Source organism: Psychrobacter proteolyticus, assembly GCF_038155145.1.
GTDB lineage: Bacteria > Pseudomonadota > Gammaproteobacteria > Pseudomonadales > Moraxellaceae > Psychrobacter > Psychrobacter proteolyticus_B.
Map to the genome: position 1 here is coordinate 196,780 of NZ_JBAKAY010000003.1, position 12,948 is coordinate 209,727.

The window sequence follows — 12,948 nt, forward strand, 5'->3', positions numbered from 1 at the left end:
ATTAAATACTTTCTTTTTTGTTCTCTTATACCCTCTACCTATGATGCCAATTATGTCAGATATGCTAAAAACCGAGTCAGACCTTTACAATGATACCCAATCTTATGCGCATCTGATCACTGAGCGTCATGCGATGGTCAAACCGCACACGCACCATCCATATCAGCTCGGTGCTAGCTTATACATGCCTGCGAATCGCCAAGATATTTGGCAAGTCATCAAGCGGGACAAACTACCTACGATTAATAGTATTATTATCTGTCTAGAGGATGCGGTCAGTCAGCAGGATGTAGAGTTGGCGCTTGAGCGTTTGCGAACCCTTTTGGATACTTGGGCTGAGCATGTGAATAGCATTAATGCGCCATCTAAATCAGCGACGATTCATGCTCAGCACCCGACACGCCCACTAGTCTTTATACGTCCACGTAGCCCGATGATGCTACAGCAACTGGCTGACTATACCCATATCAATCTTATCGATGGTTTTGTGATGCCAAAAGTTGATATGTATAGCTTATCTAACTGGCGCATGGCTTGTCAGAACCTAAAAGTAGATCAACTACTTATGCCGACGCTCGAAACCGCAGCGCTGTTTAATCCGCATCACAATCAGGAGCTTGCCATCGCTTTTAAAGAAGCATTTAGCCAGCCAGTTTTTGCATTGCGTATCGGTGGTAATGACTTGTTTGCAGCATTGCGCTTACGTCGCCCAAAAAACAGTATTGTCTATGACTCGCCTATCGGTACATTGGCTTATCAAATGCTTGGCTGTTTTGTGCCGCATGGTTTTTATCTTACCGCGCCAGTATTTGAGTATTTGGATCAGCCGACGCTGTTTATGCAAGAGCTGAACCGAGACGTCAGCTTAGGGATGGTAGGCAAAACTGTCATTCATCCAAGCCAAATCGCCCTAGTACAGCAAGCTTATTGCGTGCCATTGAGTACACTGGATGAAGCACAAGCGATCCTTCACTCAGAAGCCAAAGCAGTATTTAAGTACAATAATACGATGCTAGAGCCTGCGACACATCGTGCTTGGGCTACTGAAATTGTCAATCGTGCAGAAGCCTTTGGAACCATTGATGACGGACATAGCCAATACAGCTCACGAATGTAACTGTCATCGCTGATACAGATAACTGTCTGCTATTTAACAACTTACACCATACAAAAAGCCGCTATCAAATACAGGTAGCGGCTTTTTTATATAGCTATTTGCTTAGGTTTTTCTATAGATATGAGGCTTTAAAGCTCTCGAACAGTAGCTACATTAAGCACAACTTTCCAAAAACTGACGGAGTACTTGGTTCACTTGATCAGGCTCTTCTACTGTCGATGTATGACCCGCACCTTTGATAATAGCAAGCTTAGACCCAGCGATAGCAAAATGCATGCGTTCAGACTTGGCATAAGGCGTGGCGGCATCTTCATCACCTACCACAATCAGTGTTGGCGTTGTAATCTCACTTAATTGCTCATAAGTACCTGTACGCTCAATCACGCCCATTGTTGCTTTGACCACGCCACCCTTGCGATTACTTTGTAGCATCGTTAGCCACTGCTTACGGTCAGATTTACGCAGCTTATCTGCCAGAAACGTACTACCAAACATGATTGGCATCACTTTGTTACTCACACGCTTCATACCTAACCAGCGAATCGCTTTCACCAGCTTGCGATACTGAGGTATGTTTTTTGGATCTTCAGGGTCAGCAGAGGTTTCTAACAGCGTTAATGACAACAGCAACTCAGGGCGTTTGAGCGCAATACGTTGAGCCACGAACCCGCCCATAGATAGCCCAACGAAGTGACATTTATCAATACCAAGCGCTGCAAGTAAGCCAAGTGTATCTTCTGTCAGCGTCTCCATATCATAGCCAGACTTAGTAACCTGCGACTGACCTTGCCCGCGAAAATCAAAAGCAATACAACGATAGTCTGTTTGAAAATGCTCTACTTGCTTATCATACATCTGTGAGCTCCACAGTAGACCGTGAGCAAACACGATAACAGGCTTTTTTGTGTCGTTTGGTGCGCTGTCTTCGTAATAAATATCAGCGTTATTTACAGTGATAGTTGGCATAACCACATCCTTGTTTGATCAATGAAAGTTCGAGCGTACCCTTGTGTCTTTTACGACTCTTTTACGCTCAACCTGGCATATTAGCATAATCCATTAGACTCTTAGGTCATAGCCTTTTTACGAGCCAGTCGTTTTGTCTCATTAGCTAGCATCAGCTTTTGCGATAGAATAGTAAAGTTTACCAGCATATAGATGTGTCTTAAGCGCCCACAAAACACGCTTTAATAATCATAGCAAGCTGCTATAGTAATCAGCATTGAACCATTTTTACCTTTATCTCAAAGTATTGTCATTGATACAGAATATTAAAACAGTCATTTAAAATAAGGAAATCTCAAATGTCACAGTCTCTCGTCGATTATCAAGTTGCAGAGCACATTGCTACCATTACCTTTAACGATCCAAAAAGCTTAAACGCCTTTGGCACACCCTTAAAAAACCAAGTCTTGATAGCGCTAGATAAAGCGGCCGCAGATGAACAAGTACGGGTGATTATTTTGCAAGGGGCTGGTGGTAACTTCTCAAGCGGCGGCGACATTAAAGAGATGTTGTCTGAAGGATTAGACAAGGATATTGTTTCAAACAAATTAAGAGGTATGGTAGAAGGTGCAGGCGAAGTCAGCTTAAAATTACGTCATATCCATAAGCCGATTATTGCCAAATTAGAAGGTGCTGTAGCTGGTGCTGGTATGAACTTGGCGCTTACTTGTGACTTCCGAATTGCCGCAGACAATGCAAAGTTTGTACAAGCGTTTGTTAATATTGGCCTAGTTCCAGATGCGGGTGGTATTTACTTATTAAACCAATTGGTTGGTGCAGCAAAAGCCACTGAGCTTGTAATGCTAGGTGATAAATTAAAAGCAGAAGATATGGCGCGCTTAAATCTAGTGAATAATGTGGTAAGTATTGACGAACTAGAAGCCACCGTACAAGCATTGGCTCTACGATTGAGCCAACTGCCAGGTAAAGCATTGGCCGCTATGAAAGAGAGCTTCAACGTACACGCCTTCGCTGGTTTGAGCGCGGCGTTAGATACGGAAGTAGAGCAACAGACCGTAATGGCAAAAACTGATGACTTTATCGAAGGGGTTAGCGCCTTTATAGCAAAGCGTAAGCCTGTATATCAAGGTAAATAACAAGATAAACAATAATGCCATCAAAAAAGGGCTGCCAATATGGTAGCCCTTTTTTTGTCAATGCCTTTAATTAAGAAGCGGACGCGGGTTTAGAATGATGAGGTAAGGTAAATACCTTGTCAAAAATCAGAGTAAACGTAAACGTATAAACTAAGAAAAACAGCAGTAGCGCTACTTCCATCATAAAGGCTTTTACTAGCCCAACATCGTACCAAATCATATACAGTGGCAAGCAGATCAACACCAGCCCACCTTCAAAACCAAAAGCATGAACACTGCGTATCCATAACGTACGACGTACAATACGTCTGCGACGTTCCCACGCTTCAAAAGCGGTATTATATATAAAGTTCCAAACGACGGCTGCTACCGACATCATTACGGCGATTGGTAAGGATTCTGATGCATCACTGTGACTGAGTTTCATCAATATAAGGGTAGATAAGATAATCGCGATAATTTCGAAAGCGGTCACATAAATTAAGCGACGTTTAAGCGGTGATAAGGTCATCAACCAAGACTCCAAAGCACCTGTATTTAAACAGCAAGGTGCATGTCAAAGTATCGGTCCGTCCCGAGTTAGAAAAGATAAATAAAGTGCAGAGCCACGGTTTCCGCCTGCCCCTATATTATACAGAAACCAAACTCAAAAATCAGTGAGGACATTTGTAAACAGGCGTAAGCCGCTTTATTAATCATTAGCGCCCATTTTAGCCAGACTATTTTGCTGGTAGACCCCATCTATTGGTTTCGGGTTTGGTATCACTCGCTAGGAATACTAGCAATATAATAGAGCCTATCAGTGGCACCACACCTATCAAAAACCACCATCCTGAGTGGCTAGTATCATGCAAGCGGCGGATAGTAACGGCAAGACCAGGCAGAAATAAACCAAGTACTGCTACTATGTAAAATAAACCTGTTTCTGAGCTGAATATTATTGCGTCTAGCAGCATTGCAACGATCATCACCCCCATTTGTACTAGAAAAAAATACCAATACTCTTTACGGCGCGCACGGCCAGAAAAGTTCGTATAATTTCTCATGCCCTTTTTAAACCAGTCAATGATGCCGTAATTTGCTTCAGCATTATGATTGTTAGCCATCGTAGATCTGGGCAATGGCGGCGGTGTCGCTTTATCAAGCTTAATATTGTTTTCCATAGGGCTTTTTATCTCAGTCGTAGAAAGTAGAAATCGTCAGTTAACATTATCAATAATTGGCTTTGATTATAGATACTCAATAAAAGTTTGTAAATGAATACTAGTTGTCTTAGAGTCATCAATAAAAACCCCCGCATCATGACGATACGGGGGTTTTTTGTCTTACGTATAAAGTTTTTAGTATAAAGCTTCTAATTTTAAAAGCTTATATACTCAAGACTAGGTCAACTGAGCAACGTTGATCTTATCTGCTTCTTCAGTATAGTCTTCCATACGATCGAAGTTCATGTATTGATAGACTTCATCGCCCATGCTGTTTAGCATGCCAGCATACTGCTGATACTCATCGTTAGTCGGCAATTTACCAAGTACCGCTGCGACTGCTGCAAGCTCTGCAGAAGCTAGGTATACGTTAGCGCCTTGACCTAGACGGTTCGGGAAGTTACGAGTTGAGGTCGATACCGCAGTAGATTTCGGTGCGATACGTGCTTGGTTACCCATACATAGTGAACAACCTGGCATTTCAGTACGAGCGCCGGCTTGTGCATAGATGTTGTAGTAACCTTCTTCCATCAACTGACGTGCATCCATCTTAGTAGGTGGTGCAATCCATAGACGAGTCTTCAGGCTACCTGCTGGTACGTCTTGTAGCAATTTACCAGCGGCACGGAAGTGACCGATGTTAGTCATACATGAACCAATGAATACTTCATCAATCGTATCACCAGCCACGTCTGCTAGCGTTTTTGCATCATCTGGATCGTTCGGGCAGCACAGGATAGGCTCTTTGATTTCGCTCATATCGATAGTGATGTCGATCGCGTATTCAGCATCATCATCAGCACGCATGAGGCTTGGATTAGCCAACCACTCTTGCATTTGCTCAACACGGCGGCTGATCGTACGTGCATCGCCATAGCCTTCTGAGATCATCCACTTAAGCAGCGTGATGTTTGAGTTTAGGTACTCAGTCACTGACGCTTCAGACAAAGTGATGGTACAACCAGCAGCACTACGCTCAGCTGAGGCATCAGATAGTTCGAACGCTTGCTCAGCGGTCAAATCTTCTAGACCTTCGATTTCAAGAATACGGCCGTTGAACTCGTTGATTTTACCTTTCTTATCAACCGTCAGGTAACCTTCTTTAATGGCTTGATAAGGGATAGCATGTACTAGGTCACGTAGAGTGATACCAGCTTGACGCTCACCAACAAAACGAACACGAACAGATTCAGGCATATCAAGTGGCATTACACCAGTTGCAGCTGCGAAAGCAACTAGACCAGAACCCGCTGGGAACGAGATACCCATTGGGAAACGAGTATGCGAGTCACCACCAGTACCAACGGTATCTGGAAGTAGCATACGGTTCAACCATGAGTGAATGATACCATCACCTGGACGTAAGCTTACGCCGCCACGGTTCATGATAAAGTCAGGTAGTGTGTGCTGAGTCTCAACATCAACTGGCTTTGGATAAGCGGCAGTATGACAGAATGACTGCATCACTAAGTCTGCTTGGAAGCCCAAACATGCCAAGTCTTTTAGCTCATCACGCGTCATTGGACCAGTCGTATCCTGAGAACCGACCGTAGTCATCTTAGGCTCACAGTACATACCTGGACGTACGCCTGACAGACCACAAGCTTTACCAACCATTTTCTGTGCAAGCGTAAAGCCTTTACCAGTATCAGCCGGCTCTTCTGGCTTAGCAAAGATGTCTGAATGACCAAGACCCATGTATTCACGAGCACGGTTAGTCAAACCACGACCAACGATCAATGGAATACGGCCGCCAGCACGAACTTCATCAAGCAATGTTGGTGAGTTTAGTGAGAACGTTGATAGTACTTCGTCAGAGTCATGCTTAGTGATTTTGCCTTCGTACGGATAGATGTCAAACACATCACCCATGTTTAGGTTATCAACTGCAACTTTTTCGATTGGCAATGCGCCAGAATCTTCCATCGTGTTGAAGAAGATAGGAGCGATATTGTTACCAAGTACTAAACCGCCACCACGTTTGTTTGGCACATTAGGGATATCTTCACCCATCAACCAAAGTACTGAGTTGGTTGCAGACTTACGGCTAGAACCAGTACCAACCACATCACCAACATAGGCTAGCGGATGGCCTTTTTCTTTCAGTGCTTCGATTTGCTTCATTGGGCCAACAACGCCCTCTTCGTCAGCATTGATGCCGTCGCGAGAGTTTTTGTGCATGGCTAGTGAATGCAATGGGATATCAGGACGGCTCCATGCGTCTTGCGCAGGTGACAAGTCATCCGTATTGGTCTCGCCAGTTACTTTGAACGTCGTGTAAGTGGTTTTCTTTGGTACTTCAGCACGGTTCAAGAACCATTCTGCGTCAGCCCAAGACTGAATCACTTCTTTCGCAATAGTGTTGCCAGCTTCAGCTTTTTCAGTCACGTCATTGAACGCGTCAAATACTAGCAAAGTTTTCTTTAATGCTTCAGCAGCTTCTTGTGCAACTTCGCTATCATCTAGTGCAGCAACTAATGGCTGAACGTTGTAGCCACCTTGCATAGTGCCTAGAATTTCAACGGCTTTTTGCTTGCTGATAAGTGGTGATGATGTTTCACCCTTTAAGATAGCAGCCAAAAATGCCGCTTTAACGTATGCTGCTTGGTCAACACCAGCAGGGATACGGTTTTCTAATAGGTTCATCAAGAACGCATCTTCGCCTGCAGGCGGGTTCTTTAATAATTCAACCAACTCTACTACTTGTTTTTCATTTAGTGGTAGGGGTACAGTTCCTAGCTCAGCACGTTCTTCGACATGTTTACGATAAGCTTCTAACACAATAGTCGTCCTCGTCAGTTGGGGTGTAGCACATTACGTGGGTAGTCAGCATGACTGCCTGCGTCTATATACTATATGAAATAATTATCCGTGCAATCATAGCTTAAAACGCTTTAAATGTTAATGGCTCAGCCCTGAAAAGGTACATAGTAAGGCCATATTGAACATTTATTATAAAAATAGTGCCATCAATAATATGATTGTTACGCTCATTATAACTGGCATTTGCCTGATTACGCTTATCAATCAGCGCTTGCTTTATGACTGAGCAGACACCATATGACTGATATACGATTTTGTAAGAAACAACTTCGATAAAATTCAGCTTAAAAAAATGTAGCAACTTAGATTTATTAATAGTCGATTGATTAGTAGTCGATTTGGTAAAAACATTTTGGTAAAAATATTAAGGACGACGATATGACTGACAACAATCCTAACTATGACAATGGTCTCAAGGTACGCACTGAGGTCATGGGTGAGCAGCATGTCAAACGCTCGCTTGATGCTGCCACAGGATTTACTCAACCGCTGCAAGACTGGATTATTGAACACGCTTGGGGCAGCACTTGGCAAGACGACTCAGTATTACCGCGCAAGTATCGCTCATTAATCACTATTGCCTTTTTAATTGCCCAAAAAAGCCCAAACGAGTTGAAAGGACATATACGCGGTGCCATTAACAATGGGGCCAGTGTCGCTGAGATTAGAGAAGTGCTCATGCATAGCTTGCCGTACTGCGGTGCACCTGCCACGCAAGAAGCGTTTCGAGCCGCCATAGATATACTGAATGAGTTGGAAATCGATATAGATATTTAAAACTATGGTCGTCCGAGCAATCATAGTAATCTTAACAATATTGTTTAAAAATTGACGACCAAATTTCTGCTATAATATCTGCACTCATAAAACATTCTGATAATTCCATAAACCCTTATAATATAAAGGGTTAAGAGATAACTCCATTATGACAACTGCCGTACAAACACATGTACCTGCTGCTAAGGCCAAACCAAAAAAAGCCATCCAAGGCGAAAAGCTACGTGGCTATGACAAAGTTGCCCGTATCCCAATTAAAGTGATCCCGACTGTCGAGGCAAAGAAAAAGCCTGATTGGATTCGGGTAAAAATGTCCTCGCCTGCTGAAGTTGCTCGTATCAAAGCAACCTTGCGTGAGCAAAAGCTTTATACCGTTTGTGAAGAAGCGGCCTGCCCTAACCTGCCACAGTGCTTCGCTGATGGTACAGCCACCTTTATGATTATGGGTGATATCTGTACGCGTCGCTGCCCGTTCTGTGATGTAGGCCATGGTCGCCCTAATGAGCTAGACAAGGATGAGCCGCGTCATACCGCTGAGACGATTCAAGGTCTACAGCTTAAGTATGCCGTAATCACCTCTGTCGATCGCGATGATCTAAAAGACGGCGGTGCGGGACATTTTGTAGAAGTGCTAAACGAATCAAGAGCACTTAGCCCAAACTGTTTGATTGAAATCCTAGTACCAGATTTCCGTGGCCGTATGGATATCGCATTGGATTTATTGACAGAGACTGCACCAGATGTGTTTAACCACAATATCGAAACGGTGCCACGTCTATACAAAGCTTTCCGTCCAGGTTCTGACTATCAGCATTCGCTAGATTTGCTTAAGATTTATAAAGAGCGTCGTCCTGATATCGCCACTAAGTGCGGCTTTATGGTTGGTCTTGGCGAGACAGAAGAAGAGATCTATGCCCTACTCGATGACTTAAAAGCTCATGATGTAGATATGATTACTATCGGTCAGTATCTACAGCCTAGTAAAAACCACGCGCCTGTCGATCGTTATGTCCATCCAGACGAGTTCCAACGCTATATGGACTACGGCAAAAAGATTGGCTTCTTTAGCATTTGGGCAGGTCCAATGGTACGCTCAAGCTACTTTGCAGATCGTCAGTACTACGGCGAAGACTGCCCAGCACCTATCCGTAGCAAAAAAGCATTAGAAGCTGAAGGTAAACTTGGCTGCTAATTTAGCAATAAAGTGATGTGAAAGTAGTTGCGAACAGCAGTCGCTAAAACATTTCTTAAGAATATTAAAAAGGGTGAATAACAAATTTGTTATTCACCCTTTTTTTAGCTTTATTAGATTTACGAATGATTAAACCTAACGCTTTACACGGTTAAAGTTGGCGTTGGCTTTCCAGCTGTTTTTATATTGAATGCAGCAATACCAAGGACAATAATACCACCTGCAATACCAGTCGTAATCTCAGGATAAATCAATAGTAAAGCACCAATAGCTAAGATGACACGAGTTACCGTATTCATACCGCCTCTGAAGTACCCTTCAAGTGCTGAGCTCAGCGCAATAACACCCGTCACCGAAGTCACTACTACTGTAATAATATCTACAATAGGTGGCAGCGGGAAATCTTTTGCCGTGACTGCCAAACCAGTTGGATCTATCATCAACATCGTTGGATTATAGATAAACATAAACGGCACGATGAATCCTGCGAGGGCAAGCTTGAGGGACAAGAACCCTGTTTTCATCGGATCACCACCGGATATACCTGCACCCGCAAAGGCTGCGAGACATACAGGCGGTGTAATATTGGCAAAGATACCAAAATAGAAAACAAACATATGCGCTGATAAGATTGGAATATCAAAACCGGCCAATGCTGGCGCAGCCATCGTAGCCGTAATGATATAGGCAGGAATAGAGGGTAATCCCATGCCTAAAACCATTGATGCCAACATCGTTAAAATAAGCGTGAAGAATAATGATCCTGCGCCTAGCGTGACGATAGAGGATGTCATCACCGTACCAAAACTGGTCAGGCTCACAACCCCAATGATAATACCGACGACGGCACAAGCCGCCATGACCGCTAGTGACTGGCGCGCGCCGTCTTCTAATGCACCCAAAATATCAGAAAAGCTCATGCGAGTTTCCGCACGTAGCATACTAATCACAACGGTAAAACCAATGGTATAAGCTGCTGCATATCCTACAGGTACGTTTCTGATTAATAAGAAAATCAAGAAGACAATCGGCAATAACATGTGACCGCGGGCTTTTAGCACTTCTTTGACCGCTGGTAAATTTTCTTTGGCAATACCTTTTAGATCACGACGTCCAGCGCGGAAATGCACCTGCGCAATGACGCCTAAATAGTACAAGATCGCTGGTAATAATGCTGCTAAGGCAATCGTGCTATACGGCAAGCCTGTTGTCTCAGCCATAATGAAGGCACTGGCACCCATAATCGGTGGCAAAATCTGTCCACCAACCGAAGCACTGGCCTCAACTGCACCTGCGAAATCTTTGTGATAGCCGACCTTTTTCATCAACGGAATGGTAAAGGCACCTGTACTAACCACATTTGATAAAGCTGAGCCATTGATACTACCCATAAAACCACTAGAGATAACCGCTACTTTTGCAGGCCCGCCCTTTTTATGACCAGCGATGGCCAATGCTAAATCATTAAATAACTGCCCCATTCCCGAGCGTGCTAAGAATGCACCGAAGAGAATAAATAAGAAGATAAAGGTAACCGAGGCACCAATCGCAACAGAGTACAAACCTTCTGTTTTCAAGAATAATTGACCAAAGATATCACCCATATCATAAGGACGAGTCAGCAGCCTATCGGGCATAAAGTCTAAATGACTAACAAATGGATAGGCCAAAAATATGCCGGCCAAGATTGGCAAAATCCAACCAGTAATACGGCGACTGCCTTCTAACACGCAGACTACCGTAATCAAAGAAAATATCACATCGACCTGATTGGCCATACCGCCACGTGAGGTAACGATATCTTGATATTCATAGATGAGATAGCCCATACCGGATAGAGACAGGGCAAACCAAATCCAGTCATACCATGCCACTCGTTTGCGACTGCTTTTTTTGCTGGCTGGAAAAATTAGGAATATCAATGCAAAACCAACGCCCACGTGTACAGAACGCTGTAACAACGCTGGCATTGGATTAAAAGTGATATATAAATGAAACAGTGAATAGAGTATACAAATGCCAGCGATAAAATACTTCACTGGTCCTTGAGTGATATGACGCGTGATTGACTCTCGGTCATATTTTTCCAATACTGCTCGGTTGACCGCATCCGCCTCAGCATCGTTATCAACTTGAGCATCTGGCATGGTAGTCACACTACCTTGATCCGTCACTTGGGAGTTCATGACAAAAGTCCTTTTTAAATCTATCAATTAAATCATACGTCTTAGGCATGATCACCACTTCAGAATAGTCTGGCACCCACTGGTGAATCAAGAAACGATGACCACCATAATCCATTTCACCTTTGGTCAGTCTAGATACAACCCAATTAAGGCGAGGCAGTTTTTCGTTGATTTGATAACCCAGATAGCCAGGCTTTTGTATAGGAGCGAGCATTTCGGTGGAGGGTGTCCCCGCACCGAACGCTTCAAAATAGGTCGTGGTCAGTAACAGCTCCGCACCTTCTGTACTGCTGCCGTCTATGCGTTGATACTGCTCTTCCCACCACTGTTTTTCTACAGAATGTATCCAACGTAGCTGAAAATCAGGCTCAGTGAAATAGCAAACCTTATCATCAGCACCGTCTACGCCTGCGACTCGCACTTCAACGACAGACTGAAGCGTAGAGCCTAACCATAGCGTAAAAAAAACCAGCGCTGCAATAAATGCCGCGCCAGTTGATAACCATAATGAATTACTTGGCTGCTTGTTCGTCATAGTACTTTTTAGCTCCAGGATGGATTGGGGCTACCATGCCATCACGAGCGGTTTCTAGACTGATATCATTGGCCGCTTGGTGAGCTGTTTTTAGACCATCTAAATTATCAAACAATGCTTTGGTTAGTTTATAACCATCCGCTTCAGATAGATCAGAGCTAACCAATAATGCATTCATGATTGCAGCAGTTGGTACGGCTGTTTCGTTGCCATAAGTGCCAGCAGGAATCTCAAAGGTTTTGAAGTAAGGCTTGGTCGCAATGATTTCTTTTAGCTTGTCTTGGTTGATAGTGACAATCTGTAAATCTAAGCCTTGCTCTAGCTCCATCAAAGATGAGTTTGGTAGACCGCTACTAAAGAATGCCGCTTCGATCTTACCTGCTTTCATACCATCAGCGGCTTCAGCAAAGCCTAGATAATCAACGGTGACATCATCATATGTGATACCAAACCCTTCAAGTAAAGTACGAGCATTGACTTCTGTACCAGAACCTTGATCGCCTACCGCAATGCGCTTGCCTCGTAAATCTTCAATGTTTTTGATACCAGATTTTTTTGAGGTTACGATTTGCACCACATTAGGGTACAAAACAGCAATCTGTTGAATGTTAGTGATTGGCTGCTCAAAGTTGTTTTTACCTTCGACAGCATCCGTCACTACGTCACTTAGTGCCAAGACCATGTCGACCTTGCCTTGGGTCAATAGATTGACGTTTTCGACTGATGCGCCAGTGGTTTGAGTTTTTGAGTTTACGCCAAAGGTTTTGACATAGACTTCAGACAATGAAGTACCAATGATGTTGTAAGGGCCAGACGCGCCGCCAGTAGCGATGGTCAAAAACTTAGTATCAAGCTTATCTGCTGCAGTATCTGTTGCCGCGCTATCTGCAGATGCAGTATCACTGCCCTCTGAGCTTGGAGATGAGCATGCAGTTAGACCTAATGCAGCACTCAACATAGCTGACAAAAGTAATGGGGATTTTAAAGAATTAAGCATTGAATTCATCCTTG

Annotated in this window: 11 protein-coding genes; 4 read left to right on the forward strand and 7 right to left on the reverse strand. The window is 43.7% G+C overall.

Annotated features, from left to right (window positions below; all coding sequences use genetic code 11):
• Window positions 1-52: 52 nt before the first annotated feature.
• Window positions 53-1,117: an HpcH/HpaI aldolase/citrate lyase family protein gene (locus V6252_RS05170; protein WP_341609622.1), complete on the forward strand. Its 1,065-nt coding sequence runs from the start codon at window positions 53-55 to the stop codon at window positions 1,115-1,117.
• A gap of 153 nt (window positions 1,118-1,270) precedes the next feature.
• Here the strand turns inward: V6252_RS05170 and V6252_RS05175 are convergent, their stop codons facing one another.
• Window positions 1,271-2,083, reverse strand: coding sequence for an alpha/beta fold hydrolase (locus V6252_RS05175; RefSeq protein WP_341609624.1), 813 nt, complete (start codon window positions 2,081-2,083; stop codon window positions 1,271-1,273).
• A 338-nt stretch (window positions 2,084-2,421) separates the two neighbouring features.
• Here V6252_RS05175 and V6252_RS05180 point away from each other — a divergent pair, with 338 nt between their 5' ends.
• Window positions 2,422-3,219, forward strand: coding sequence for an enoyl-CoA hydratase/isomerase family protein (locus V6252_RS05180; RefSeq protein ID WP_341609626.1), 798 nt, complete (start codon window positions 2,422-2,424; stop codon window positions 3,217-3,219).
• A 70-nt stretch (window positions 3,220-3,289) separates the two neighbouring features.
• Here the strand turns inward: V6252_RS05180 and V6252_RS05185 are convergent, their stop codons facing one another.
• The 3 genes from V6252_RS05185 to acnB all read right to left on the reverse strand — a co-directional run bounded on the left by V6252_RS05185 (window position 3,290) and on the right by acnB (window position 7,205).
• Window positions 3,290-3,730 (reverse strand): PACE efflux transporter, encoded by a 441-nt coding sequence (locus tag V6252_RS05185; protein ID WP_341609734.1) that lies wholly within the window; start codon window positions 3,728-3,730, stop codon window positions 3,290-3,292.
• 208 nt (window positions 3,731-3,938) lie between these two features.
• Window positions 3,939-4,382, reverse strand: coding sequence for a DUF805 domain-containing protein (locus V6252_RS05190; RefSeq protein ID WP_341609628.1), 444 nt, complete (start codon window positions 4,380-4,382; stop codon window positions 3,939-3,941).
• A 219-nt stretch (window positions 4,383-4,601) separates the two neighbouring features.
• Window positions 4,602-7,205, reverse strand: coding sequence for a bifunctional aconitate hydratase 2/2-methylisocitrate dehydratase (gene acnB / locus V6252_RS05195; protein WP_341609629.1), 2,604 nt, complete (start codon window positions 7,203-7,205; stop codon window positions 4,602-4,604).
• A 420-nt stretch (window positions 7,206-7,625) separates the two neighbouring features.
• Between acnB and V6252_RS05200 the strand changes: the two genes are divergently transcribed.
• Window positions 7,626-8,024 carry a carboxymuconolactone decarboxylase family protein gene (locus V6252_RS05200; RefSeq protein WP_341609631.1) on the forward strand — a complete coding sequence of 133 codons (399 nt, stop codon included), beginning with the start codon at window positions 7,626-7,628 and terminating at the stop codon, window positions 8,022-8,024.
• A 148-nt stretch (window positions 8,025-8,172) separates the two neighbouring features.
• Window positions 8,173-9,216 carry a lipoyl synthase gene (gene lipA, locus V6252_RS05205; RefSeq protein ID WP_057760861.1) on the forward strand — a complete coding sequence of 348 codons (1,044 nt, stop codon included), beginning with the start codon at window positions 8,173-8,175 and terminating at the stop codon, window positions 9,214-9,216.
• 143 nt (window positions 9,217-9,359) lie between these two features.
• Here lipA and V6252_RS05210 read toward each other — a convergent pair whose 3' ends face one another.
• The 3 genes from V6252_RS05210 to V6252_RS05220 are packed head-to-tail and all read right to left on the reverse strand — an operon-like array spanning window position 9,360 to window position 12,934.
• Window positions 9,360-11,363, reverse strand: coding sequence for a TRAP transporter permease (locus V6252_RS05210; RefSeq protein ID WP_238050775.1), 2,004 nt, complete (start codon window positions 11,361-11,363; stop codon window positions 9,360-9,362).
• Between the two features lie 10 nt (window positions 11,364-11,373).
• Window positions 11,374-11,937, reverse strand: coding sequence for a DUF1850 domain-containing protein (locus tag V6252_RS05215; protein ID WP_102092890.1), 564 nt, complete (start codon window positions 11,935-11,937; stop codon window positions 11,374-11,376).
• Window positions 11,915-12,934, reverse strand: a complete 1,020-nt coding sequence (locus V6252_RS05220) for a TAXI family TRAP transporter solute-binding subunit (protein WP_057760864.1) — start codon at window positions 12,932-12,934, stop codon at window positions 11,915-11,917. Before V6252_RS05220 ends, V6252_RS05215 begins: the two co-directional genes overlap by 23 nt.
• Between the last annotated feature and the right edge of the window lie 14 nt (window positions 12,935-12,948).

Excerpts from the sequence above, each read along its gene's own strand:
- V6252_RS05180 (WP_341609626.1), top strand. The coding sequence starts at position 2,422 with ATGTCACAGTCTCTCGTCGATTATCAAGTTGCAGAGCACATTGCTACC.
- V6252_RS05200 (WP_341609631.1), top strand. The coding sequence starts at position 7,626 with ATGACTGACAACAATCCTAACTATGACAATGGTCTCAAGGTACGCACT.
- V6252_RS05170 (WP_341609622.1), top strand. The coding sequence starts at position 53 with ATGTCAGATATGCTAAAAACCGAGTCAGACCTTTACAATGATACCCAA.
- V6252_RS05190 (WP_341609628.1), bottom strand. The coding sequence starts at position 4,382 with ATGGAAAACAATATTAAGCTTGATAAAGCGACACCGCCGCCATTGCCC.
- V6252_RS05215 (WP_102092890.1), bottom strand. The coding sequence starts at position 11,937 with ATGACGAACAAGCAGCCAAGTAATTCATTATGGTTATCAACTGGCGCG.
- lipA (WP_057760861.1), top strand. The coding sequence starts at position 8,173 with ATGACAACTGCCGTACAAACACATGTACCTGCTGCTAAGGCCAAACCA.
- V6252_RS05185 (WP_341609734.1), bottom strand. The coding sequence starts at position 3,730 with ATGACCTTATCACCGCTTAAACGTCGCTTAATTTATGTGACCGCTTTC.
- V6252_RS05175 (WP_341609624.1), bottom strand. The coding sequence starts at position 2,083 with ATGCCAACTATCACTGTAAATAACGCTGATATTTATTACGAAGACAGC.
- V6252_RS05220 (WP_057760864.1), bottom strand. The coding sequence starts at position 12,934 with ATGCTTAATTCTTTAAAATCCCCATTACTTTTGTCAGCTATGTTGAGT.
- V6252_RS05210 (WP_238050775.1), bottom strand. The coding sequence starts at position 11,363 with ATGCCAGATGCTCAAGTTGATAACGATGCTGAGGCGGATGCGGTCAAC.